23 protein-coding genes and 1 pseudogene are annotated in these 23,347 nt (G+C 35.2%); 14 read left to right on the forward strand and 10 right to left on the reverse strand.

All coding sequences use genetic code 11. From position 1 onward, the window contains the following. Nucleotides 1–6: 6 nt before the first annotated feature. From CIGNP91_RS00695 to hypA, 5 genes are read left to right on the forward strand one after another with little or no spacing between them, the layout of a single operon-like run. Nucleotides 7–1,035: a DNA cytosine methyltransferase gene (locus CIGNP91_RS00695; RefSeq protein WP_086253092.1), complete on the forward strand. Its 1,029-nt coding sequence runs from the start codon at nt 7–9 to the stop codon at nt 1,033–1,035. Next, nucleotides 1,014–1,769: an Eco47II family restriction endonuclease gene (locus tag CIGNP91_RS00700; RefSeq protein WP_086253093.1), complete on the forward strand. Its 756-nt coding sequence runs from the start codon at nt 1,014–1,016 to the stop codon at nt 1,767–1,769. Before CIGNP91_RS00695 ends, CIGNP91_RS00700 begins: the two co-directional genes overlap by 22 nt. Next, nucleotides 1,769–2,857 carry a hydrogenase formation protein HypD gene (hypD, locus tag CIGNP91_RS00705; RefSeq protein ID WP_086224128.1) on the forward strand — a complete coding sequence of 363 codons (1,089 nt, stop codon included), beginning with the start codon at nt 1,769–1,771 and terminating at the stop codon, nt 2,855–2,857. The genes CIGNP91_RS00700 and hypD overlap by 1 nt, the downstream gene beginning before the upstream one ends. Further along, nucleotides 2,858–3,841, forward strand: coding sequence for a hydrogenase expression/formation protein HypE (hypE, locus tag CIGNP91_RS00710; RefSeq protein ID WP_086253094.1), 984 nt, complete (start codon nt 2,858–2,860; stop codon nt 3,839–3,841). It begins immediately after the preceding gene. 12 nt (nt 3,842–3,853) lie between these two features. Further along, nucleotides 3,854–4,195, forward strand: a complete 342-nt coding sequence (gene hypA, locus CIGNP91_RS00715; protein ID WP_086224132.1) for a hydrogenase maturation nickel metallochaperone HypA — start codon at nt 3,854–3,856, stop codon at nt 4,193–4,195. Here the strand turns inward: hypA and CIGNP91_RS00720 are convergent, their stop codons facing one another. The 5 genes from CIGNP91_RS00720 to rpsO form a co-directional block, all read right to left on the reverse strand. Further along, complete coding sequence (locus tag CIGNP91_RS00720; RefSeq protein WP_086253095.1) at nt 4,196–5,218, reverse strand: hypothetical protein; 1,023 nt, start codon at nt 5,216–5,218, stop codon at nt 4,196–4,198. After that, nucleotides 5,218–6,237 carry a tRNA preQ1(34) S-adenosylmethionine ribosyltransferase-isomerase QueA gene (queA, locus tag CIGNP91_RS00725; RefSeq protein ID WP_439097821.1) on the reverse strand — a complete coding sequence of 340 codons (1,020 nt, stop codon included), beginning with the start codon at nt 6,235–6,237 and terminating at the stop codon, nt 5,218–5,220. Before queA ends, CIGNP91_RS00720 begins: the two co-directional genes overlap by 1 nt. Beyond that, nucleotides 6,227–6,979 carry a twin-arginine translocase subunit TatC gene (gene tatC / locus CIGNP91_RS00730; protein ID WP_086253096.1) on the reverse strand — a complete coding sequence of 251 codons (753 nt, stop codon included), beginning with the start codon at nt 6,977–6,979 and terminating at the stop codon, nt 6,227–6,229. Before tatC ends, queA begins: the two co-directional genes overlap by 11 nt. After that, nucleotides 6,979–7,527: a Sec-independent protein translocase protein TatB gene (gene tatB, locus CIGNP91_RS00735; RefSeq protein ID WP_086226472.1), complete on the reverse strand. Its 549-nt coding sequence runs from the start codon at nt 7,525–7,527 to the stop codon at nt 6,979–6,981. The genes tatC and tatB overlap by 1 nt, the downstream gene beginning before the upstream one ends. 107 nt (nt 7,528–7,634) lie before the next feature. After that, entirely contained in the window at nt 7,635–7,907 is a 273-nt protein-coding gene (rpsO, locus tag CIGNP91_RS00740) for a 30S ribosomal protein S15 (protein WP_086224655.1), read from the reverse strand. Nucleotides 7,908–8,101: 194 nt separating this feature from the next. Between rpsO and ileS the strand changes: the two genes are divergently transcribed. The 9 genes from ileS (at nt 8,102) to CIGNP91_RS00785 (ending at nt 18,483) form a co-directional block, all read left to right on the forward strand. After that, on the forward strand, nt 8,102–10,855 hold the full coding sequence (gene ileS / locus CIGNP91_RS00745; RefSeq protein WP_086253097.1) for an isoleucine--tRNA ligase: 2,754 nt from the start codon (nt 8,102–8,104) through the stop codon (nt 10,853–10,855). A gap of 96 nt (nt 10,856–10,951) precedes the next feature. Beyond that, nucleotides 10,952–12,313 carry an Asp-tRNA(Asn)/Glu-tRNA(Gln) amidotransferase subunit GatA gene (gatA, locus tag CIGNP91_RS00750; RefSeq protein WP_086253098.1) on the forward strand — a complete coding sequence of 454 codons (1,362 nt, stop codon included), beginning with the start codon at nt 10,952–10,954 and terminating at the stop codon, nt 12,311–12,313. Nucleotide 12,314: 1 nt separating this feature from the next. Beyond that, nucleotides 12,315–13,766 (forward strand): IMP dehydrogenase, encoded by a 1,452-nt coding sequence (guaB, locus tag CIGNP91_RS00755; protein WP_086253099.1) that lies wholly within the window; start codon nt 12,315–12,317, stop codon nt 13,764–13,766. Then, on the forward strand, nt 13,766–14,869 hold the full coding sequence (gene metX / locus CIGNP91_RS00760; protein ID WP_086235786.1) for a homoserine O-acetyltransferase MetX: 1,104 nt from the start codon (nt 13,766–13,768) through the stop codon (nt 14,867–14,869). The genes guaB and metX overlap by 1 nt, the downstream gene beginning before the upstream one ends. Next, nucleotides 14,862–15,050 carry an exodeoxyribonuclease VII small subunit gene (gene xseB, locus CIGNP91_RS00765; RefSeq protein WP_086253100.1) on the forward strand — a complete coding sequence of 63 codons (189 nt, stop codon included), beginning with the start codon at nt 14,862–14,864 and terminating at the stop codon, nt 15,048–15,050. The genes metX and xseB overlap by 8 nt, the downstream gene beginning before the upstream one ends. Further along, a complete protein-coding gene (locus tag CIGNP91_RS00770) occupies nt 15,043–15,843 on the forward strand; it encodes a carbon-nitrogen hydrolase family protein (protein WP_086251394.1) in 801 nt (266 codons plus the stop codon). Before xseB ends, CIGNP91_RS00770 begins: the two co-directional genes overlap by 8 nt. Then, nucleotides 15,840–17,138 (forward strand): UDP-N-acetylmuramate--L-alanine ligase, encoded by a 1,299-nt coding sequence (murC, locus tag CIGNP91_RS00775; protein WP_086253101.1) that lies wholly within the window; start codon nt 15,840–15,842, stop codon nt 17,136–17,138. The genes CIGNP91_RS00770 and murC overlap by 4 nt, the downstream gene beginning before the upstream one ends. Further along, nucleotides 17,135–17,467 (forward strand): hypothetical protein, encoded by a 333-nt coding sequence (locus tag CIGNP91_RS00780; protein WP_086226465.1) that lies wholly within the window; start codon nt 17,135–17,137, stop codon nt 17,465–17,467. Before murC ends, CIGNP91_RS00780 begins: the two co-directional genes overlap by 4 nt. Then, nucleotides 17,467–18,483, forward strand: coding sequence for an oxidoreductase (locus CIGNP91_RS00785; protein ID WP_086253102.1), 1,017 nt, complete (start codon nt 17,467–17,469; stop codon nt 18,481–18,483). Before CIGNP91_RS00780 ends, CIGNP91_RS00785 begins: the two co-directional genes overlap by 1 nt. 95 nt (nt 18,484–18,578) lie before the next feature. Here the strand turns inward: CIGNP91_RS00785 and CIGNP91_RS00790 are convergent, their stop codons facing one another. The 5 genes and pseudogenes from CIGNP91_RS00790 to CIGNP91_RS00810 all read right to left on the reverse strand — a co-directional run. Beyond that, on the reverse strand, nt 18,579–19,079 hold the full coding sequence (locus tag CIGNP91_RS00790; protein ID WP_086229476.1) for a hypothetical protein: 501 nt from the start codon (nt 19,077–19,079) through the stop codon (nt 18,579–18,581). A 10-nt stretch (nt 19,080–19,089) separates the two neighbouring features. Further along, nucleotides 19,090–19,557 carry a tetratricopeptide repeat protein gene (locus CIGNP91_RS00795; RefSeq protein ID WP_086253103.1) on the reverse strand — a complete coding sequence of 156 codons (468 nt, stop codon included), beginning with the start codon at nt 19,555–19,557 and terminating at the stop codon, nt 19,090–19,092. 266 nt (nt 19,558–19,823) lie between these two features. Beyond that, nucleotides 19,824–20,543 carry a fumarate reductase iron-sulfur subunit gene (locus CIGNP91_RS00800; protein ID WP_086233341.1) on the reverse strand — a complete coding sequence of 240 codons (720 nt, stop codon included), beginning with the start codon at nt 20,541–20,543 and terminating at the stop codon, nt 19,824–19,826. Continuing rightward, the gene (locus CIGNP91_RS00805; protein WP_086227825.1) at nt 20,536–22,524 is read right to left on the reverse strand and encodes a fumarate reductase flavoprotein subunit; all 1,989 of its coding nucleotides are present in this window, start codon (nt 22,522–22,524) and stop codon (nt 20,536–20,538) included. Before CIGNP91_RS00805 ends, CIGNP91_RS00800 begins: the two co-directional genes overlap by 8 nt. Before the next feature lie 21 nt (nt 22,525–22,545). Continuing rightward, nucleotides 22,546–23,259: pseudogene (locus tag CIGNP91_RS00810) on the reverse strand (fumarate reductase cytochrome b subunit); the annotation flags it as partial. Nucleotides 23,260–23,347 lie beyond the last annotated feature (88 nt).

Here is a 23,347-nt window from a genome sequence, read left to right on the forward strand (position 1 = left end):
AGATTGATGCTTAAAAGTATTGAGTTATTTGCTGGTGGCGGTGGTATGGCTCTTGGATTAGAAAAAGCCGGTTTTGCCCATATAGGTTTGATAGAAATAGATAAATCATCTGTTAAAACTTTATTGGCAAATAGACCCAATTGGAATGTTATTTGTGATGATATTGCTGAAATTTCATCTTGTGATTTAGAGAGCAAATTTAATATAAAAATCAAAGAGTTGGATCTATTATCTGGTGGATCGCCTTGTCAGAGCTTTAGTTACGCAGGTAAGAGGCTTGGCCTTGAAGATACTAGGGGGACTCTATTTTATCATTATGCTTTGTTTTTAAAAAAATTACAACCTAAGATGTTTTTATTTGAAAATGTCAAAGGACTTTTAACACATGATAAAGGCAATACTTTTAAAATAATTTGCGATATTTTTTGCGAACAAGGCTATAATATAGAATATAAAGTGCTAAATGCGCTTGATTATGGTGTGGCGCAAAAAAGAGAGCGATTGATTGTAGTTGGAATTAGAAAAGATTTGCAAGATAAGGTGTTTTTTGCTTTTCCTAAAAAGCACGATAAAAAGCTGGTTTTGAGAGATATTTTACAAAATGTCCCAAAAAGCCAGTGTGCTAAATACTCAGACCAAAAAGCGGCTGTTTTTGCTCTTGTGCCTGCTGGTGGGTATTGGCGTGATATAGATCCAAATATTGCTAAAGCTTATATGAAAACTTGCTGGAATATGGCTGGTGGTAGAACTGGAATTTTAAGGCGACTTAGCTTTGATGAGCCAAGCCTAACTGTGCTTACAACACCGCAAATGAAGCAAACTGACAGGTGCCACCCAAGTGAGATTAGGCCATTTAGTGTAAGAGAAAATGCTAGAATTCAATCCTTTCCAGATGAATGGCAGTTTTGTGGCTCTATGGCAGAACAATACAAGCAAATAGGTAATGCTGTGCCTGTGAATTTGGCTTATGAAATTGGTAAAGAGATAATTAAATCATTAAATGGAGAAACGAAGTGGGGCGAGAGTTTATTTTAGACTTTATATCGCAAAGTGATTTTGAAAAACATGTTTTGCAGACTTTAAACGAGTATCAAGAAGTGTTAAAAAGTATTGATTTAAGCAAATTTAACTCAAATATAATCGACCCTATAAAATTGCTTTTTGATAAACATATTTATGTTAAAAGTTATGAAGAGATTATAGACTTGGAGCTACAAAGACAAAGAGATAAATCAAATAATAACTCTATTGGATATTTTCATCAAAATATTTTTCAGTATATTAAAGGTTGCGAAGTTCCAAAAAGTGGCTGGGATATAGTCTTTAAAGGCGAAAAAAACTCATATTTTATCGAGCTGAAAAATAAACACAATACCATGAATAGCTCATCAAGTCAAAAAACATTTATGAAAATGCAAAATCATCTTTTAAATTCTAAAAATTCCAAAGATATTTGTGCTCTTGTAGAAGTAATAGCTAAAAAATCAGCAAATGAGCCTTGGATAATAAGTCTTGATGGACAAAGGCAAACTAGCAATGAAAGATTACGCAGAATTTCTATTGATAAATTTTACGAAATTATAACAGGTGATAAATTGGCTTTTAAAAAACTTTGCGAACAACTGCCAAAAACTATAGAAAAACTACTAAAGCAAAACCTACATTTGCAACTACAAAAAGATAGTGTTTATAATGAACTTAAAAAGATTGATAAAGATATTTTAACAGCTCTTTATAAGTTAGCATTTAAAACATATGAAGGATTTTAATGGATTTGATAAATAGTTTTAGAGATAAAGATAAGATTTTAGCCTTAAGTCAGATAATCAAGCAAAGAAGCAAAAAGCCATTAAATATCATGGAGATTTGCGGCGGTCATACTCATAGTATAATGAAATTTGGCTTACCGCAATTAGTAGGAGAGAATATCAATTTCATCCACGGCCCAGGCTGTCCTGTGTGTATAATGCCTAGAAGTCGCATTGATGAGGCTATAGCGATTGCTAGTATAGATGGGGTGATATTTTGTACCTTAGCTGATATGTTAAGGGTACCAGGGAGTAAAGGCTCTCTATCCGAGCTTAGAGCTGATGGGGCTGATATTAGGGCTTTATACTCGCCACTTGATACAATCACAATAGCCAAAGAAAATCCAGATAAAAAGGTTGTATTTTTTGCTATTGGATTTGAGACCACCACGCCTATGAGCGCAGTGGTGGTAAAACAAGCTGTTGAGTTAAATTTACAAAATCTATTTATACATATAAATCATGTCACAGTCCCAGCACCAGTAAGGGCTATAATGAGCGATAAAGATGTGAAAATCGATGCGTTTTTGGGTCCATCGCATGTGAGCGTGATTACTGGTAGTAAAATTTATGAAGAGCTAGCAAATGAGTTTAAAACGCCTATTGCGGTAAGCGGATTTGAGCCTTTGGATCTTATGGATAGTATATTAAATTTAGTCAATCAGCATGAAAATGGCACCCATAAGGTCTATAATGAGTATGCTAGAGTGGTTAGCAAAGATGGTAATTTAAAGGCCAAAGAGCTAATAGATAGATATTTTCAGCCGTGTGATTTTGAGTGGAGAGGGCTAGGCGTTATCAAAGATAGCGGATTAAGACTAAGAGATGAGTTTAGCTACTTGGATGCTAAAAAATATTTTAATGTAGAAGTTGGCGAATCTAAGGAGTCTAAGGCCTGTATCTGCGGTGAAATTTTGCGTGGTAAGGCTAAGCCGTATGATTGTAAGGTTTTTGGCAAGGTGTGTAATCCACAAAATCCTATTGGTAGCTGTATGGTAAGTGGCGAGGGCGCTTGTGCGGCGTATTATAAATATAGCAAAAGAGGATAGATGAAAAAGATATTATTAGCTCATGGTGGTGGTGGGCAAGAGATGAATGAACTCATAAATGGGTTGATTTTTAGGATTTTTGATAATGAAATTTTAGCCCAAAGCAATGATAGTGCGATTTTAAATTTAAGTGGAAAACTCGCATTTAGCACCGATAGCTTCGTAGTAAGCCCTACTAAATTCCCAGGTGGCGATATCGGTAAAATCGCAGTTTGTGGGACGATAAATGACCTAGCAATGGTAGGGGCAAAGCCTAGGTATATTAGTTGTGCTTTGATTATAGAAGAGGGGCTTGGTATTGATGAGCTTAAAGAGATCTTAAATAGTATGAAAAGCACGGCTGATGAGGCTGGAGTTAGCATAGTTTGCGGTGATACTAAGGTGGTTAGCAAGGGGAGTTGTGATAAGATTTTTATCAATACTTCAGGTATTGGAGAGATTATCAAAGAGTCTAGAGTGGGGAATTTAAAAAGTGGTGCGAAAATCCTTTTAAGCGGTGATGTAGGTAGGCATGGTGCTGTGATTTTAGCAAATAGAAATGAGCTAAATTTGGATTTGCAAAGCGATTGTAAGCCTTTAAATAATGTAGTTGAAGCGCTTTTAAATGCTAATATCGCTCCTCTTGCTATGAGAGATGCTACTCGTGGCGGACTCTCAGCAGTCTTAAATGAGTGGGCGAAGGCTTGCGGATATGATATTAAAATCAATGAGGAAAATATCGCTGTAAGTGATGAGGTGATGGGAATTTGTGAAATTCTTGGTTTTGAGCCTTATGAGCTTGCTAATGAGGGAACCTTTGTTTTAGCTATTGATCCTAAAGATGAGATTAAAGCGCTTGAGATTTTAAGAGAATTTGACTCAAATGCAAATACTATTGGCGAGATTTTAGATAGCAATAAAGGTGATGTAATTATACAAAATAGCTATGGAGCATCTAGATTTATGGAGCCACCAAAAGGTGAGTTACTACCTAGAATTTGCTAGAAAGGAGAGTCAATGCATGAACTAGCTATAGTCCAAGATCTATTTAAATTGTGCGAGACAAATGCTATGAAGCATAATGCTACAAAGATAAATAAAGTAGAGATTGAGATAGGAAGATTAAGCGGAGTAGAAGCACACTATTTACAAAGTGCTTTTGATGCTTTTAAAGCAGATACAATCTGTTCAGACGCTAAGCTTATAATTCATCCAAAAGATATTACGATTAAATGCAACGAGTGCGGTGCTCAAAGTGTGCTTTTAGAAAATGAGTTTCTTTGTCCAAAATGTGGTTCAAATTCGCTAGATGTTATTAGCGGTGAAGATATGTATCTAATGCGTCTAGAGATGGAATAGCTAGCAAATTACGCTAGCTAACTCATCTATAGTATATGGTTGGTATAGTTTTGTATCACCAAAGCTGCTTGCGACATCATCAAAATGAGAATTATCACTTATTATAACAATCTTAAAGCCCTTAATCTTTTGCCACTCTTTGATTAAATTCAACTCATTATATGGAAGTTTTTTAACAATTTTTGCTTGAATAAATAAAAAATCAGGTTTATAAAGCATATCTGTTATATGGTTTTTAACACTCTCCCAGCTTGATTCTGGTTGGATATATATCCCAAAAATACTAAGTCCAGCTACAAGAGCAAAAAATCCAGTCTGACTCTCATAGGCTACTAAGGCACTCTTTTGCTCATTTGGTTCGCTGATTTGTGGCTCTTTTAGCTGATGCATTGTAGCGTTAAATGAAAAGATTGAGCTATTGGATTTTACGCTAAATTCAATCTTTGAACCGATTTGTTCAGCATAGCTTGAAGCGATAGAGAGAAATTTATAATTTATATTTCTATTTTTATATTCTAATGCGCTTATAATCTCACTAGTATTCATTTGAGCTGAAGTTTTAATTGAAATTTGATATTCATCTTGATTTTTGGTTGGTTTTATAGTAAATAAAATTGAGCTATTTTTTATGCTTTTATTTACAAAACAAAGAATATTATGAGTTGCATTTGTGATAGCTTTAAAATTTGCACTAAAATACCTAGCTTGTCTTGGAGGGTAGTTAAAGATTATGATATTTTGGTTTTGCGCAGCTTTATCATGAAGTACTCTAAAAAATAACCCCAAGCGCTCGATAATATCACCATTTTCAAGCCTATTATGGAAAAATCTTAAATTTAGTTTAGCTAATCTTTTATCTGATGTACGGATTAGTTTTTGATTTCTATTTTGTACTGGTTTCCTGCTAATTACGATTAGTAGCATTACAAAGAAAAATAGTACGCTAAAAGCGACATATTCCTTAATATCTACGCTATTTGCCATTGCAAATTCAGCCATTAAAAGTAAAAATAAAATTCTCATCATATCACCAACATCGCATCACCATAGGAGTAAAATTTATACTCTTTTTCTATAGCTTGTTTGTAAATTTGTTTGACATTTTCTAAGCCCACAAAGCTTGCTACTAACATAATTAATGTAGATTTTGGTAAGTGGAAATTAGTTAATAGATAGTTTTGTCTTTGTGGTGGATTAGCTGGATGTAAAAATAGATCACATAGTCCATCTTTTACTCCAGTTCTATAAAAGTATTCAATACATCTTGTAACTGTCGTTCCTACGCCAAGAATAGGCTTATTGCTATTTATAGTATTTATCGCCTCATCGCTTATAGTATAGATCTCGCTATGCATTTTATGCTCTCTAATATCGCTAACTTCAACACCTTTAAATGTTCCAGCTCCTACGTGTAGAGTAATATATGAGATGTTGTGTTTGTTTTTTATATCTTGTATCATTTGTTGGCTAAAATGCAAACTAGCAGTTGGTGCAGCTACTGCTCCATCATTTTTAGCAAATATACTTTGATACCATATCTCATCGCTTTTTTGATCAGCTCTTTTGATATATGGAGGGAGTGGGATATGTCCTATTTGATTTAGAATTTGGTATAAATTTTCTGTTTTAATTTCATTACCATTTTGATTAAATTTAACAATTCGATACTCATCTAAAAGCTCTATAACTTCACAACTTAGCCCATTATCAAATTCTAAAATTGTCCCAGCTTTTACTCGACCTTTAATTAAAGTGCTAAATTTACCTTGGCCTAAAGGTTGATTTAATAATAACTCTACAGCTCCGCCACTGGATTTTTTGCCATAGATTCTAGCTTTGATAACTTTAGTATCATTAAAAATAATATCACAATCTGGTAAAAATTCCATCAAATTACCAAATTTTGTATGCGTTATTTTATTGTTAGAGCGTTGATACACTAATAGATTAGCACTCTCTTTTGGATTAGCTGGAGATGATGCAATTAAGCTAGAGGGAAGCTCATAATCATAACTATCTAGATCAAATATATTATTTTTCATCATCAATTTCTTCTTCATCTTCATCTATATCTTTTGGTGCTGGATTTACCATTTTAGCTATTAAAATTGATAAAGAATATAGTCCAATTAATGGAATAGCTAGCATAAATTGACTAAGCACATCTGGTGGAGTCATAATCGCTGCAAAAATAAATATCCCAACAATCGCATATCTAAAAAATCCCTTTAAACTCTCATCAGTAATCATACCAATCTTAGCTAAAAAAAATGTAACAACTGGTAGCTCAAAGCTAATTCCAAAAGCTACTACAATCTTAGTAAAAAATCCTACATAATCCCCAATGCTAGGGAGTGCTTGAAATAGTGTTCCACCAAAATTTATAAGAAAAGCAAAGCCAATAGGCACTACAAAATAGTAACAAAACGCAGCCCCTACAATAAACATAATTGTAGCACTTAGCACAAATGGAATTACATATTTTTTCTCATTTTCATATAGTCCTGGAGCTACAAATAACCAAAATTGCCAAAAGATTATAGGCAATGCAAGCAAAAGTCCAGCAAAAAATGCTACTTTCATCGCTGTAAAAAATGGTTCAGCTACTTGAGTAAATATGATGTTGCTATTATCTGGCAATACAGCCTTAAGTGGCGCAGTCATAAAATCAAGCAAAGGCGCCCAAAAATTAAAACATATGATAAAACATACTATAACCGATAATGCACTAATTAACAAACGCTTTCTAAGCTCGATTAAATGCGGTCTTAAATCTTCAAACATTATGCCTCTTTTGTGTTTTGAATTTCATTTTTTAGCTCTTTTTGGTTGGAATTTAGGTTGCTATTTATGCTATTTAATGAGCTTAAATTTGGTTTTGGTGGATTGCTTATATTTGCTGGATTATCAGTTATTGTATTTTTGGGTTGTTGTGATTGATCTTCTTCATCATTAAAGTCAAAACCAGCATTTAATTTATTTATAGGATTTAAATTTGATATCTCATTTTGGATATCAGCTAGTGATTTTTGTGTTGAACCTGCTATATTAGTTACATTGCTTTTTAACTCATCAAGCTCTTCAAATGTTAGCTTTTTTCTTACTCCATCTATGCCGCTAGTTAAGCTATCTTTATACTTTTTAGCATCCTCTTTTAATTCAGCTATTTTTATCTCTTGTTCAAATGTGCTTTTAGCTCCATTTATAGTTTGTTTAAATATCTTAAAAAACTTTGCTATATTAACCATAGCACTTGGTAGTTTATCAGGACCTAAGACTATTACAGCAATAATGGCGACTATTAATATTTCACCGATTCCCATTCCTAGCATAAAAATTCCTAAATTTAAATTTAAGCTAGTATTCTACAATTTTTTTGCTTAATAGATATTGATTTTATAGTGTATAGAAGTAAAAAGCCCCAAAAAGGGCTTATGAATTATTTATCTCTTAGACCTAGTTCAGCTATTAATTTAGTATAAGTTTCATATTTAGTAGCTTTTAGGTATTTTAATAGTCTTTTGCGACGACCAACTAGTTTTAATAGACCTAATCTTGAGCTAAAGTCTTTTTTATTTACTTTTAGGTGTTCTGTTAGTTCTGCTATTCTTGTGCTTAGCAGTGCAATTTGAACTTCTGAAGAGCCTGTGTCTCCACTTTTTCTAGCAAATTTTGCAACTATTTGAGCTTTTTTAGCCGTATCTAAAGCCATATTTGACCTCCTGAGCGGTATATAAAATTGAGCGGTGATTATATCATAATAATCAAAAAGTTTGCTTAAAAATAGCATTTGATAGGTTAAATTTGAATTATAAAAATTTATATAGATTAAATTTAGCAATTTTTACTTAAGTTTTATATACTTTTTGCTAAAATCAAAAAATTTTTTACTATTAAAGGTGTTATATGGATTATAAAGATACTCTTTTGTTGCCGGTTACTGATTTTGCAATGAGAGGCAATTTGCCACAAAATGAACCAGCAAGATACGCAAAATGGGATAAAAATAGAGTCTATGATAAGATGAAAAAAGCTCGTCAAAATGCATCTGCGAGTTTTAATATTCATGATGGCCCACCATATGCAAATGGTCACCTTCACATAGGTCATGCATTAAATAAAATTTTAAAAGATATAATAGTTAAAACTCACTACTTTTTTGGAGAGAGTGTTAGATTTACTCCAGGATGGGATTGTCATGGATTACCAATTGAACAACAAGTAGAGATGAAACTTGGTGATAAAAAAAAGAGTATGAGTACCGCAGCTATTAGAAGTGAGTGTAGAGACTGGGCTAGTGAATTTATAGAGATTCAAAAAGCTGAGTTTAAATCTCTTGGCGTCATAGGGGATTGGGAAGAACCATATATGACGATGAAATTTAAATTTGAAGCAAATATATATAGAACCCTATGCGAAGTGGCTAAAAAAGGTCTTTTAATAGAAAGAAGTAAGCCTGTATTTTGGAGCTGGGCGGCTAAGAGTGCGCTTGCTGAGGCTGAAGTAGAGTATGCTGATAAAGAAGATTATAGTCTATATGTAGCTTTTGAATTATCAAAATCAGCATCTAAAGCAATAGGAGTTGAAGATGCTAAAGCAGTAATATGGACTACTACTCCATGGACATTAGTAGCTAATCAAGCAATTAGTTTAAATCCAAATGAAATTTACTGTATTACAAAAGAGAAATTAATTTTTGCTAAGCCTTTACTTGAGGTTTTAGTAGCTCAAGGCATTACAAGTGGAGAGATTATTAGTGAGTTTAATTCGCAAAAATTAGAAAATTTACACGCTATAAATCCACTTAATGGCAGAGAGTCTAAATTTATTCTTGGCGAGCATGTCTTAATGGATGGCGGTACAGGATTAGTCCATACTGCACCTGGTCATGGAGAAGATGATTATTTTGCTAGTCTTAGATATGGTATAGAGGTTATAATGCCAGTTGATGAGGCTGGGCTATATGATGAGACGCTAAAACATAATGGTTTATTGCCAGCAGATGTTGTAGATGAGTTTATAGGTATGCATATATTTAAAGCTAATGAGAAAATTATAGAGCTTTTAGACGATGCAGTAGTTAAAGTAAGTAAATTTACTCACAGTTATCCATTTTGCTGGAGAACGCATAAACCTGTAATTTACAGAGCAACAAAGCAGTGGTTTATTGCTATGGATGAGCCAAAATTAAGCGGCAAAACTCTGCGTCAGACCGCTCTTGAGGCGTTAAATAGTGTGAAATTTTATCCAGAAGCTGGGATTAAAAGAATATCATCAATGATAGAAAATCGTCCAGATTGGTGTATTAGTCGTCAGCGTGATTGGGGTGTGCCAATTGCATTTTTTAGAATTAAATCTACTAAAGAAGTTATTTTTGATAGTGAAATTTTAGATCATATAGCTAAGATTTTTGATGAAAAAGGTGCTGATGCGTGGTGGAGTATGAGTATCGATGAGCTATTGCCTAATGGGTCTAAATTTAAGGCTGATGAATTAGAAAAAATTAGCGATATTTTAGATGTTTGGTTTGATAGTGGCTCAACTTGGAATGCTGTGTTAAATAGCAGTGATTATGATGCTGGTGAATATAGTGCTAGTATGTATCTTGAAGGAAGCGACCAGCATCGTGGGTGGTTCCAAAGTTCTCTACTATTAAGCTGTGCTGTAAATGAAAAAGCACCATATAAAAGCGTATTAACTCATGGATTTACCGTAGATAAAAATGGCGAAAAGATGAGCAAATCCAAAGGCAATGTAATAGCTCCAGATGCAGTTGCTAAGGAATTTGGTGTTGAGATCTTGCGTCTATGGGTTAGTTTAAGTGATTATTCAAGTGATTTAAAAATAGGCAATGATATCTTAAAACAAGTAGCCGAACAGTATAGAAAGATTAGAAATACTATAAGATTTTTACTAGCCAATATTAGCGATTTAAAAGAATTTAATTATGAATTTGGTTTGCTAGATAGATGGATTTTAGGCAAGGCAAGTGCGTGCTTTAATGAAGTTAGTAGCTGTTTTAAAAATTATGAGTATTCAAAAGGATTTAATATTTTATTAAATTTTTTAAGCGGCGATTTAAGTGGTATTTATCTAGATATATGCAAGGATAGATTATACTGCGATGCTGCAAATAGCACTAAAAGAGCAAGTTCGCAAACTGCTATGGCTTTAATAACTAAGGCGCTTTTACCGCTTATTGCTCCAACTCTTACATATACAGTAGATGAGGTTATGGAGTATGCACCTAGTATAATCAAAGATGGTAAAAGCGATGTTTTTGATCTAGTTTATGAACCAATTAAATTTGATAGTGCAATCGATGATACATTGCTTAGAGAGAGTAAAGAGAAATTTAATGAAATTATTGACAATCTAAAAAAAGATAAGCTAATTAAAGCTACTTTAGAATTAGAAATTCAAACTAGCAGTGATTCTATATTGGCTCTTGATAAAGATGAAGTAGCTGATTGGTATATGGTAAGTAATTTTGGAGTATTTAGAGTTGATAGTGATATTTTAGCAGAGTTTGTAGTAGATGATCATAGATTCGTTGTTGCTCGTTCGGCTAAATTTAAATGCCCAAGATGCTGGAAATTTAGCGCTCAAAGTGATGAGTGTCTATGTCCTAGATGTGCTGAGGTGATGAGTGCTAACTGAACCAGTTGGGGTTATAACTATAGTTGTTACAATTGCAGTTTTACTAGCCGTTACTGCTGTAGGAATAATTTTGGTTAATATATATAAGGAGAAAGAGTGATAAGTCTAAAAGAGGCTATGAAGTTAAGTTCTAGCGATCTAGAGCTACTTCGTAAAGAGCTGATTAATAAAATAGAAAAAACTAAAGAGATAGGTGCATATGTTGAGCAATTGACAAATAGTCCAATTGATGAGAGTTTTGCTGGTGTGCCAATTGCTATAAAAGATAATATTCAAGTAAAAAATTGGGCAATTACAAGCTGTTCAAAAATTTTACAAGGCTACAAAGCACCATATAACGCAACTGTAATTGAGAAGCTAATCTTAGCTGGTTTAGCTCCATTTGGTAGAACAAATATGGATGAGTTTGCTATGGGAAGCACTACTGAGAGTTCATATTATGGTAGAACGCTAAATCCGCTTGATCACTCTAGAGTTCCAGGCGGAAGTAGTGGCGGAAGCGCAGCGGCTGTAGCAGCCGGTATAGCTATAGCGGCTCTTGGTAGTGATACGGGTGGTAGCATACGCCAACCAGCGGCGTTTTGCGGTTGTGTGGGCTTTAAACCTACATATGGTAGGGTCAGTCGATATGGACTTAGTGCCTATTCTAGTAGCTTAGATCAGATTGGGCCAATTACGCAAAATGTAGAAGATGCTGCAATATTATATGATGTTATTGCTGGACATGATAAACTAGATAGCACTAGTGCAAATGTAGATTTTACTCCAGTGGCTCCAAATTTAAATCCAAATAGAAAATTAAAAATAGCTGTAATTAAAAACTATGTTGATGAAGCAAGCGCTCCAGTTAAAGATGCATTAAATTCAACCATAGAGAAGTTAAAAAATGCCGGTCATGAAATTTGCTATAAAGAGTTAGCTAATTCTAAATATGATATTGCCGCATATTATATCATTGCTACAGCTGAGGCTAGTGCAAATTTGAGTCGCTATGATGGCGTAAGATATGGCAATAGAGCTAGTGCTGATTCTCTTGGAGCGATGTATGCAAATACTAGAGGTGAAGGTTTTGGTGCTGAAGTTCAGCGAAGAATGTTGCTTGGGACATTTGTTTTATCAAGTGGATATTATGATGCCTACTATATAAAAGCACAAAAAGCAAGAGCATTTATCAAGCGTGAATATGATGAGATTTTAAATGAAGTAGATATAATTTTAATGCCAGTTGCGCCATCTGTGGCATATAAATTTGGTGAATTAAAAGATCCTTTGAGTGCGTATTTGAGTGATATTTATACAATTGGAGTGAATTTAGCAGGCCTTCCAGCTATCACTGTGCCAGTATCAAATGATGAAAATGGATTAAATATTTCCGCTCAATTAATTGGTGGAGCGTGGCAAGAACAGACAGTTTTAGACACAGCTTTAAGCTTAGAGAATATAATAAAAGGAAAATAGTATGAAAATCATAAAACGAGCCTTAACATTTGAAGATGTTTTATTAGTCCCGCAATACTCTGAAATTTTGCCAAAACAAGTTGATATTAGATCTAAATTTAGTAAAAATATCGAGTTAAATATACCTGTAGTATCAGCAGCGATGGATACAGTTACAGAGCATAGAACGGCTATTATGATGGCTAGACTTGGTGGAATTGGGGTTATCCATAAAAATATGGATCTAGAATCACAAGTAAAAGAGGTAAAAAAGGTTAAAAAAAGTGAAAGTGGCGTAATAATGGATCCTATATCAATCACCGCTGATGCTAGTATCAAAGATGCTTTGGAGTTAATGAGTGATTATAGAATTTCAGGTGTGCCAGTAATTGATGAAAATAGTGTATTAATAGGGATTTTAACAAATCGTGATTTGAGATTTGAGCATAATTATAGTAAAAAAGTAGGCGAAGTGATGACAAAAGCCCCACTCATTACCGCTCCATCGGGATGTACTTTAGATGATGCACAAAAGATATTTTCTACAAATAAAGTTGAAAAGCTACCTATAGTAGATAAAAATGGTAAATTAGAAGGTTTAATAACCATTAAAGATCTTAAAAAACGCAAAGAGTATCCAAACGCTAATAAAGATAAATTTGGTCGCCTTAGAGTGGCTGCAGCAATTGGCGTTGGTCAAATAGATAGAGCCAAAGCTTTAGCCGAAGCTGGGGTTGATGCTTTGGTAATGGACTCTGCTCATGGCCATAGCAAAGGGATTATAGATACCTTAAAAGAGATTAAATCTCAAATAACTGGAGTAGATATCATAGTAGGTAATGTAGCAAATCCTAAAGCTGTAATAGATCTAATCAAAGCCGGAGCTGATGGAGTGAAGGTAGGTATTGGGCCAGGTTCGATATGTACTACTAGAATTGTAGCAGGAGTTGGAGTGCCACAAATTACAGCTATTAGCGATTGTGCTGAGGCGGCTAAGGAATTTAATGTGCCTATTATAGCTGATGGTGGTATTAAATATAGTGGCGATTTTGCTAAGGCTTTAGCAGCCGGTGCTAGCTGCATTATGGTAGGTAGCTTACTTGCTGGTTGTGATGAGAGTCCAGGTGAGTTAGTAACCTTCCAAGGGCGTCAATATAAAAGTTATAGAGGTATGGGAAGTATCGGTGCTATGACTAGAGGTAGCAGTGATAGATATTTTCAAGAAGGTACCGCTCAAGATAAGCTAGTTCCCGAAGGGATCGAAGGTCGTGTGCCATATGCTGGTACAATTCGTGATGTGATTCATCAGTTAGTAGGTGGATTGAGAAGCTCAATGGGATATTGTGGTAGCAATGATATTAAAACTTTTCAAGAGAAGGCTGAGTTTGTAGAGATCACAAGTGCAGGATTAAAAGAGAGCCATGCTCACGATGTTATCATAACTCAAGAAGCACCAAATTATAGAGTAAATTAGTGGAAATATATAGAGCTGTAGAGCATTTTGATGAGCCGTTGCATTTAGAAAGCGGGCGAATTTTAAGCGAATTTGATTTAGCTTATGAGTGCTATGGCAAACTAAATGAGAATAAAAGCAATGCTATAGTCGTATGCCATGCACTCACTGGTTCAGCTCATGCCGCTGGAATTTATGAAGGCGATAGAAAAGCTGGCTGGTGGGATGGCGTAATAGGTGATGGAAAGATTATTGATACTACTAAATATTTTGTTATCTGTGTAAATATCTTAGGTAGTTCATTTGGCTCTACAAATCCTCTAAGTATAGAGCCAAGCACTAAAAAAGAGTATAGACTTCGCTTTCCTGTGCTTGTAATAAGCGATGTGGTAAGAGCGCAGATGAGGTTATTTGATAGGCTAGGCATTAAAGAAGCTTACGCAATAATCGGTGGTAGCCTTGGTGGAATGCAAGCTCTGTGCTTTGCTATAGAGTTTCCAAATTTTGCCAAAAGAGTGATAATGCTAGCTACTACATATGCTACTAAAGCTTGGGCAATTGCATTTAATAAAATCGCTATTGAAGGCATAGTAAAAGACCCAAATTTTAAAGGCGGCTACTATGATAAAGATGATATAGCAGCAAATGGCTTAACAGGTATGGCACTTGGTAGAATGGCTGGGCATATTAGCTTTTTAAGTCCTGCTACGATGGATAAAAAATTTGGTAGAAAATATGTAGAAACTGATGGTTTATACGAGCTTTTAGGTAGATTTGAAGTAGATAGGTATATGGAGTATAATGGCAATAACTTCCCTAAAAGATTTGATCCATTATCATATCTATATGTTGTTAAGATGATGAATAATTTCGATTGTACTAGACACTACGGCTCACTTAATGAGGCTTTGATGCTTACTCGTGCTAGGCTAACATTTATCTCATTTAGTGGGGATATTTTGTTTCCGCCAAATTTGATGCTTGAGATGTATGAAGCGCTAGTTAAGATAGGTCAAGGGCATAGAGGAAGATATATATGTGTTGATAGTGATTATGGGCATGACGCATTTTTAGTCGAGATAGATAAGATAGAAAAACATATTAAAAAGGCATTAGATGAGTGAGAGTTTTGAAAATAAAATAGATAAAATTGAGAAGCTTTTAGAGAGTTTAAATAATGAGAATTTAGCGCTTAGTGATAGTATAAAACTATATAAAGATGGATTAAAGCTAGTTAACGAGGCTAGAGCTATGCTAGAAAATGCTAAGCTAGAGATTACTCAAATAGGAGAAGAGAGTGAGTAAGGTAGCAGCTTTACAGTTGTATACTTTGGCTATGAGCGATTCAAGAATCGATCATTATTTAAATTTAGCAGCTAAAGGTGGAGCTAGCGTAGTAGTGCTTGGTGAATATGTGATCAATTCGTTTTTTAATGAGATTATAAAGATGCCAAAATCTATGATAAAAGAGCAGAGCGAACACAAAAAGACTAGTCTTTCAGCCATGGCAAATAGATATAATCTAACGATAATAGCCCCACTTTTACAAATCAAAGGCAAAGAGTGTAAAAAGGTCGTAGCTAAATTCAGCCCACAAAGCACAAAATATGAAGAGCAAAATATTTTAATAGACTATCCTCACTGGAATGAAGCGAAATTCTACTCTAAAAAAGATAGCTTTGGGATAATGAGTTTTAGTGTTGATAGGATTAAATTTGGGGTTGTTTTTGGCTTTGAGGCGCATTTTGATCGAATTTGGGCTGAGATTGTAGCTAAAAAGGTCGATTGCGTGCTATTGCCAAGCGCTTGTACGCTAAATTCTAATGAGCGATGGAATGAACTTTTAAAGATGAGAGCGCTTACAAATAATATATATATCGTTCGTGTAAATCGTCTTGGCAAAACTAAATTTGGCGAGGTTGAGAGTGAGTTTTATGGGCAAACTATGCTTATAAATCCACATGGAGAGATTGAAAATAGCTTAGATTCTAATGAAGGAATGCTAATGTGTGATATAGATAAAAAGCTAATTACACAAGCTCGCTCAATATGGAAATTCCGTCAAAAAGCTGAAGCGTTATTAGGATTAAATATATGAAAAAAGTTCATTTCATCGGTATTGGCGGGATTGGAATTTCAGCGATTGCTAGGTTTTTAAAAGAGCGTAATTTTATAATCAGTGGCTCAGATATTGCTGATAGTGCTATTACTAAAGAGCTTAGAGCTAGCGGTATGAAAATCACCGTACCACACTGTAAAAGTGCTATAGAAGATCCTGATTTTGTAGTATATAGTGCTGCAATTAAAGGTGATAATGTAGAACTTTTAGAGGCTAGAAAGCGTGGCATTGAGTGCCTATCAAGGAAGGAGGCTTTGCCATTTATTTTAGAGGGTAAAAGAGTCTTTGCTGTAGCTGGAGCACATGGTAAAAGCACAACTTCAGCTATGCTTGCAGCCCTTATGGAAGGTAGCGCTATAATTGGTGCTATAAGTAAAGAATTTGGCTCAAATATGAAGTATGAAGCTAGTGATAATTTGATATTTGAAGCTGATGAGAGTGATAGTAGCTTTTTAAATTCCAATCCATTTTTAGCTATTGTTACAAATGCTGAACCTGAACATATGGAGCATTATGATAATGATATTGAGAAATTTCACGCTGCTTATAAGGGGTTTTTAGAAAGAGCTAAGATTCGTATTATTAATGCTGAAGATGAGTTTTTAAGCACTATTAAAATGGACGCTATTAGATTAGAAAGAGGCGATATAACCAATCTTCAAATGGTGCTTAGAAATTATGAGCCATATACAAGTTTTCATCTCAAAGGACTTGGCAAATTCGAGGCTTGGGGCATGGGAGAGCATATCGCTGTGGATGCGAGTCTTGCTATTTTGGCGGCTAATTCTATGATGGGACTTGAAGAAGTTAGGGAAAATCTTAAGAAATTTAAAGGGATAAAAAAGCGATTTGATATCTTAGTTGCTAATGAAAAGTTTGCCTTAATCGATGATTATGGTCATCATCCAACAGAGATTAAAGCGACTCTAAAAAGTGCTAAAGAGTATGCAAAGCTGCTTGGGCTTGAGAGCATTACAGCGATATTCCAACCACATAGATACTCAAGATTAATGGCAAATTTAGATGGATTTAAAGCGTGTTTTAGTGATGTTGATGAGCTTGTGGTATTGCCTGTTTATGCCGCTGGTGAAGAGCCAAATAATATAGATTTAAAGAGCGAATTTAAGGGTGCTTTATTTGCTGATAGCATTAAACGCAACGGCAATAGTATTGAATTTTTTGATAATTTTGGCGTTAAACATAGCTTAGCTAGTGGCCTTGTGATCGGCTTTGGTGCCGGAGATATCAGCTATCAGCTAAGAGGCGAGAGATGAGAATTTTGCTTTTTTTAGTTTTTATCCTTGCTATTTTGATCTTTCTTGCTGTGTTTAATGATAAATTAAATTTAAAATCCAAGATATCTATTTTAGCGCTTTGTAGTGCTATATTTTTTGTTGGGTTTTTATATAATGAGATGGATAATCAAAGAAGCATTGATATAAATGAGCTTTTGTATAAATTTAACTCAAAAGAGATTATAAAATGCGGAGATTATAATGTTACTAGTGCGAAATTTAATTATGAATTTGGCACCAGTAGCTTTGTCTCTAAAGAGCAAAACGGTATAATAATACCGATAGAAAAATGTTTAAAGGAGAACTAATGTCTATATTATTTGAATCTATTAAAGTTGGTAATTTCACACTTCCAAACCGCATAGCTATGCCACCAATGTGTGTTTATAAGGCTAGGGATTATAGCGGATTGCCACGATGTTTTCATAGATTACATTATCCGGCTAGATCGCTTGGTGGAGTTGGATTTATCATAGTTGAAGCCACAGCGGTATCACCAGAGGGTTGTATATCTAAAAATGATTTAGGATTATGGAGTGATAATCAAATAGAAGCACACACTAAGCTAAATTATGAGATTAAAAAATATACTTGCAAAACTACAGCCGTGCAGCTAGGACACGCCGGAGCCAAGGGGACTTGCGATAATATATTAAGCCCTAGTGGAATATGCTTTAGCCCTGAATACCAGCATCCAAAGGCGCTAAACACTCAAGAAATTTATGAAATCGTAACTAAATTTAAAGATGCCGCTATAAGAGCCAAGGCTGCTAATTATGATATTGTAGAGATACACGCAGCGCATGGGTATTTGATTAGCGAGTTTTTAAGCCCACTAACCAATAAACGAGATGATGAATTTGGCGGAAGTATAGATAATAGAATGCGACTTCTAAGCTTGATTGCTCAAGAGATTTCACCTATTATCCCATTTGGTGTTCGCATTAGCGCTGATGATTGGGAGGTGGGCGGAAATACCATAGAAGATAGCAAAATCATAGCCAAAAAATGTGCCGAGCTAGGTGCTTGCTATATCAGTGTATCGGCCGGTGGCGTGGTAACTAAGCCAAGCCTAGTTCCAGAACTTAAGCCTATGTATCAAGCAGGTTATGCAAAAGCTATTAAAGAGGTGGTAAATATACCAGTTATTGGAGTAGGATTAATCACTACTAAAGAGCAGGGCGAGCAGATGATAGAGGGCGGATACTGCGATATAGTAGCCTATGGTAGGGAGCTTTTACGCAATCCAAATTTCGCTCTATACGCAGCTGCTAGCGAGGGTAAAAATGAGCTTATAGACTTCTCATACCAAAGGGCATTTTAAGTAGTGTTGTGTTAATTTAATTGGCCATAGGTGTTTGTCATTGTCAAGGCATTATTCGTAACGCCTTGACAATCTTTTATAATTTTAAAATTTATCTAACTAGCAAAATTACCATAAAAGCTCAATACTAATATAATAAATGCCACATTTGGTATATACTCAGTTAAGTAAGTTTTAAATTTAGGTTCATTTTTTTGCATTTGGCTAACCGCATAAATTATTATGCATATAACAAATGCAAAAATATTATGTATTATAGAACTCAAATACCAAAAAACATAACTAAACAAACTGCCAAAATTCATTTCTATATTACGCTTAAAAAGTCTAAATATTAACATTAAAATACCACTAACAACCAAACTAAACCCCAAAGTCAATCCTATTACCAGCATAGAAAATCCCTGTCCATGGCCTAGATTGATGAGATACTCACTTTCTACGCCTAACGCTTTAGCAACACTCCACGATAGAACTAAGCTCATTATAAAATAATACCCAATATAGATATAAATCCTAGCAACTCCTATTTTAAACTTTTGCACTAGATAGACTAGCACAAAACTAAATAGTGTCAATATAGCACCGATACCCATTTACATATCTTTATTGATTTAATCTTGCGTAATCATCGCAACCCTTTTGTAAACCCATATCACAAGCTTTGCCATAAAGCTCTTTAGCCGTAATATTATTCTGTCTTACTCCGTAACCTGTTTCATATAAAGCTCCAAGCATACCGCAACCCTCAGCAAGTCCACCATCGCAGGCTTTTTGTAAGAGTTGAGCAGATTTTTTATAATCTTGCCTTACACCTTCGCCTTGAAAATATAAATTCCCAAGCATACCGCAACCCTTAGCAATTCCACCATCGCAGGCTTTTTGTAAGAGCTGAGCAGATTTTTTATAATCTTGTCTTACACCTTGACCTTGATAATATAAATAACTAAGAAGAATACAAGATACCATGTCGCCTTTATTGCAATTAGTTTCTAGTTCTTTTGGATTGAGATTAGAATCTTTAGCTACACCTATGCTAAAAAGCAGCATAATGATTATGGCGATTTTTTTCATGATTTTTCCTTTTAATATAGTATTTTAAGGATTAATTGTAGTGAATTTGAACTTAAGCATTTATATATTCTATCAATAAAATTAATATTTTAGTTAAATTTAATTTTATAAAGGTAGATGAAATTGAAATTTTGCTGATGAATAAAAGAGTAAAAATAAAAAATGATAAACAAAAAATAAAGAATAAAAATAATAAAAAATCCCAAATTCTAATAAATTTGGGATTTTAAAGCCACGCTATCAACGAGAGCAAAAGCTAAATTTGTTTATTTTACAGTGGCTAGTTTGCGTCTCATATAGGCTATTTTGCTTTGAAGTGGCAAGTGTTTAGGGCAGTTGTCTTCACAACCAAGCAAGCTCATACAACCAAAGACACCATTATCATCACCTACAAGCTCATAGAAATCTTCATCTGTTCTATTATCTAGTGGATCGACTTTAAATCTAGCTACACGGTTTAGACCTACAGCACCGATAAAGTCAGGTCTCATAAGAGCCGTTCCACAACTTGCTACACAGATACCGCACTCGATACAACGATCAAGCTCAAAGGTCTCTTGAGCTGCGTCTGGATCTACTTTTTCTTCCATTTTGCTAATATCAGTAGTGTGATTTGAGTGTATCCAACTCTCAACTCTTTTACTCATATTATTCATCCAGTTACCTGTATCAACGCTTAAGTCTTTAAGTAGTTTAAATGCAGGTAGTGGCATAAGCTCTATAACGCCACTTGGATAGTCTTTGGTAAGAGTTCTACAAGCTAGTTGTGGGCGACCATTTACGACCATACCGCAGCTTCCACAGATCCCAGCACGACACACAAAGTCAAAGCTAAGACCCGGATCAAATTTTTCACGAATTTGATTTAATGCGATAAAAAGTGTCATACCATCGGTTTCTTCTAGTTCATACTCAGCAAAGTGCGGTTTGCTAACTTTACTTTGAGGATTGTATTTAAATGCTCTAATTTTTATTTTTCTACTCATAGCCTATACCTGCTCTTTCGTTTAATGCTTTGTATTTTGGTTGAAGTTCATAGTGCATTAAAGCATCTTGAATTTCATGTCTATTTTTGCCTTCAGCTTCAAGTTTTGCTCTAATAGCATCAACCTCTTCTTGACGTTTAGCTGATAGTGGATTTTCTATTATATTGCCTTTAGCACCATATCCACGGAATGCTGGTGGCATCTCCATTTTCATAATATCTAGCTCTTCATACTCTAGTGTTGGGAGTGTATCGCCTTCTTTCCAATATGCCAAAGTTCTCTTACACCAGTTAGCGTCATCTCTTTTTGGATAGTCCTCTCTATAGTGTGCGCCACGACTTTCAGTTCTTTGAAGTGCGCCATAAGCCACACATAGAGCTAGTTTAAGCATTTTAGGCACACGATAAGCCTCTTCAAGCTCAGGATTACCATATAGCTCTTTATTTTCTAATTTGACATTTGTGCTCTCTTTGTATAGCTCTTCTAGCTCTTTTACAGCTTTGGCTAAACCATCGCCAGTTCTAAAGATAGCCACATGTTCCCACATTATATCTTTCATCTTATTTTTGATCTCAAATACATTGTATTTGCCATCTTTGTTGATGAGTTCATTTAGATATTCTTTGCTTTTATTGATAAAGCTCTCTATTGTTTTGGTTTGGATATCTACTTCATTTTTATCGCAATACTCAGCGAAATAATCACCGATAATCATACCACTTACTACGGTTTCAGCAACGCTATTTCCACCAAGGCGGTTAAATCCATGCATATCCCAACAAGCTGCTTCACCACAACTAAATAATCCTTTTAAGGTTTGGCTCTCACCAGTTGGTTTGACACGAATTCCGCCCATTGAGTAGTGTTGCATTGGTAGAATAGGCGCCCAACCTTTTGGACCTTCATCAGCTGGATCTATACCATTGAAAATTTGGCAAATTTCTTGGACATCACGCAAGTTTTTCTCTATATGCTCTCTACCAAGAATGCTAATATCTAGCCAGACATGCTCGCCATAAGGGCTTTTAACCCCTTTGCCATTTCTGATATGCTCCATTATACGGCGACTAACGACATCACGGCTAGCTAGCTCTTTTTTCTCTGGTTCATAATCAGGCATAAAGCGGTATCCATCAACATCTCTTAATATCCCACCATCACCACGGCAACCTTCGGTTAATAATATACCGCTTGGGACAATTGGAGTTGGGTGGAATTGGACGGCTTCCATATTGCCAAGTCTAGCAATACCAGTCTCAAGAGCGATAGCAGCGCCTGTGCCTTCACAGATTACGGCATTTGTAGTGTGTTTGTAAATTCTACCATAACCACCAGTTGCGATTAGGGTGCCTTTGGCCACATAAGCTGTGATTTCACCAGTTACTAGATCACGTACAATCGCACCATAGCAGCGGTTATTTTCATGTATAAGAGCTATAGCTTCTTTGCGGTCATGAATTTCTACATTGCGTTTTAAAGCTTCATTTGCTACACCAAATAGCATTGTATGGCCAGTAGCATCAGCAGTAAAGCAAGTTCTCCATTTTTTAGTACCGCCAAAGTCACGGCTATGGATTAGACCATGTACGCTCTCTTTTTCATCAATTGTAGTTTTTTGTGCGTTTATGATAGCACTTCTTTTGCCTTTTGTGATTCTAGTCCAAGGCACGCCCCAACTAGCAAGCTCACGAATTGCTTTAGGTGCGGTTTGGACAAACATTCTAGCAACTTCTTGATCGCATCCCCAGTCGCTACCTTTGACAGTATCAGCAAAATGCACATCTTCATTATCGCCTTCACTCATTTTTGAGTTACCAAGGCTTGCTTGCATACCGCCTTGAGCGGCAGCAGAGTGGCTTCTTTTGACAGGACATAGGCTTAAAACTACGGTGCTAAGACCCTTATCAGCAGCGGCTACAGCAGCTCTTAAACCAGCTAGACCACCGCCGATTACTAATGCATCATAATATTTTACATTCATACTATACTCCTAGTTCATAGCGATTTTAAGAAATGCCCCAAGGCTTAATAGTCCAAGAGCTATAAAGAATACGCTTAAAATCCATTTAGCTTTTTTTAGATTTTTACGAGTTGCTTTGGCATCTTTGCCCTCAAACCATCCCCATTTCACGCATAGTCTGTATAGACCGATACTTCCGTGAAGTTCAACAGCAAAAAGCAATACTAGATAAAATAACCACATAAAATGGCTATAAACACGCTCAGCTGATCCAAGTGTGCCATCAGCTAGTAGGGCGATTTGATCTGAATTTGTGATGATGATGATTAGGTGTGCTGACCCAAGGAAAAACATAATAAATCCAGTACAAGCCTGAATCCACCAAAGTGTTGTATCTTCGTGTTTCATACGAGTTGCGTGAGCACGATAAATTTGCCATTGTCTAAAATTGATAGGCATTTTTCTCATACCAAGCGCAGCATGGACAAAAAAGATTACAAGCACACAAGCTGCCAAAAAGCTAGTAACATAGCTCATATTTGGGCTATCATACATAAATCTAAGCTCTAAAATATGCACAACTTGATTATAGACATCTTCACCAAATAGTATGGTAGATACAAACAGCATATGTGCCCACATAAATAGTCCTAGGAATAGCCCAGTTCCACTTTGAATAAGATCGAGTTTTGCAGGAATTCTACTTTTCTTGCGATCCTCGCTTATACCAAGAAACCCTTCGATTTGCTTACTCATAAGCTCCCCTTATAATTTGAAATTTAGACGGATAATTTGTAATTATACATTAGCTAAACTTGATATATTATTAAATTCATCTATTAAA

The organism is Campylobacter sp. P091 (assembly GCF_002138935.1).
Lineage (GTDB): Bacteria > Campylobacterota > Campylobacteria > Campylobacterales > Campylobacteraceae > Campylobacter > Campylobacter devanensis.

Excerpts from the sequence above, each read along its gene's own strand:
- CIGNP91_RS00695 (WP_086253092.1), top strand. The coding sequence starts at position 7 with ATGCTTAAAAGTATTGAGTTATTTGCTGGTGGCGGTGGTATGGCTCTT.
- hypD (WP_086224128.1), top strand. The coding sequence starts at position 1,769 with ATGGATTTGATAAATAGTTTTAGAGATAAAGATAAGATTTTAGCCTTA.
- hypE (WP_086253094.1), top strand. The coding sequence starts at position 2,858 with ATGAAAAAGATATTATTAGCTCATGGTGGTGGTGGGCAAGAGATGAAT.
- hypA (WP_086224132.1), top strand. The coding sequence starts at position 3,854 with ATGCATGAACTAGCTATAGTCCAAGATCTATTTAAATTGTGCGAGACA.
- CIGNP91_RS00720 (WP_086253095.1), bottom strand. The coding sequence starts at position 5,218 with ATGAGAATTTTATTTTTACTTTTAATGGCTGAATTTGCAATGGCAAAT.
- queA (WP_439097821.1), bottom strand. The coding sequence starts at position 6,237 with ATGAAAAATAATATATTTGATCTAGATAGTTATGATTATGAGCTTCCC.
- tatC (WP_086253096.1), bottom strand. The coding sequence starts at position 6,979 with ATGTTTGAAGATTTAAGACCGCATTTAATCGAGCTTAGAAAGCGTTTG.
- tatB (WP_086226472.1), bottom strand. The coding sequence starts at position 7,527 with ATGCTAGGAATGGGAATCGGTGAAATATTAATAGTCGCCATTATTGCT.
- rpsO (WP_086224655.1), bottom strand. The coding sequence starts at position 7,907 with ATGGCTTTAGATACGGCTAAAAAAGCTCAAATAGTTGCAAAATTTGCT.
- ileS (WP_086253097.1), top strand. The coding sequence starts at position 8,102 with ATGGATTATAAAGATACTCTTTTGTTGCCGGTTACTGATTTTGCAATG.
- guaB (WP_086253099.1), top strand. The coding sequence starts at position 12,315 with ATGAAAATCATAAAACGAGCCTTAACATTTGAAGATGTTTTATTAGTC.
- xseB (WP_086253100.1), top strand. The coding sequence starts at position 14,862 with ATGAGTGAGAGTTTTGAAAATAAAATAGATAAAATTGAGAAGCTTTTA.
- murC (WP_086253101.1), top strand. The coding sequence starts at position 15,840 with ATGAAAAAAGTTCATTTCATCGGTATTGGCGGGATTGGAATTTCAGCG.
- CIGNP91_RS00780 (WP_086226465.1), top strand. The coding sequence starts at position 17,135 with ATGAGAATTTTGCTTTTTTTAGTTTTTATCCTTGCTATTTTGATCTTT.
- CIGNP91_RS00785 (WP_086253102.1), top strand. The coding sequence starts at position 17,467 with ATGTCTATATTATTTGAATCTATTAAAGTTGGTAATTTCACACTTCCA.
- CIGNP91_RS00790 (WP_086229476.1), bottom strand. The coding sequence starts at position 19,079 with ATGGGTATCGGTGCTATATTGACACTATTTAGTTTTGTGCTAGTCTAT.
- CIGNP91_RS00795 (WP_086253103.1), bottom strand. The coding sequence starts at position 19,557 with ATGAAAAAAATCGCCATAATCATTATGCTGCTTTTTAGCATAGGTGTA.
- CIGNP91_RS00800 (WP_086233341.1), bottom strand. The coding sequence starts at position 20,543 with ATGAGTAGAAAAATAAAAATTAGAGCATTTAAATACAATCCTCAAAGT.
- CIGNP91_RS00805 (WP_086227825.1), bottom strand. The coding sequence starts at position 22,524 with ATGAATGTAAAATATTATGATGCATTAGTAATCGGCGGTGGTCTAGCT.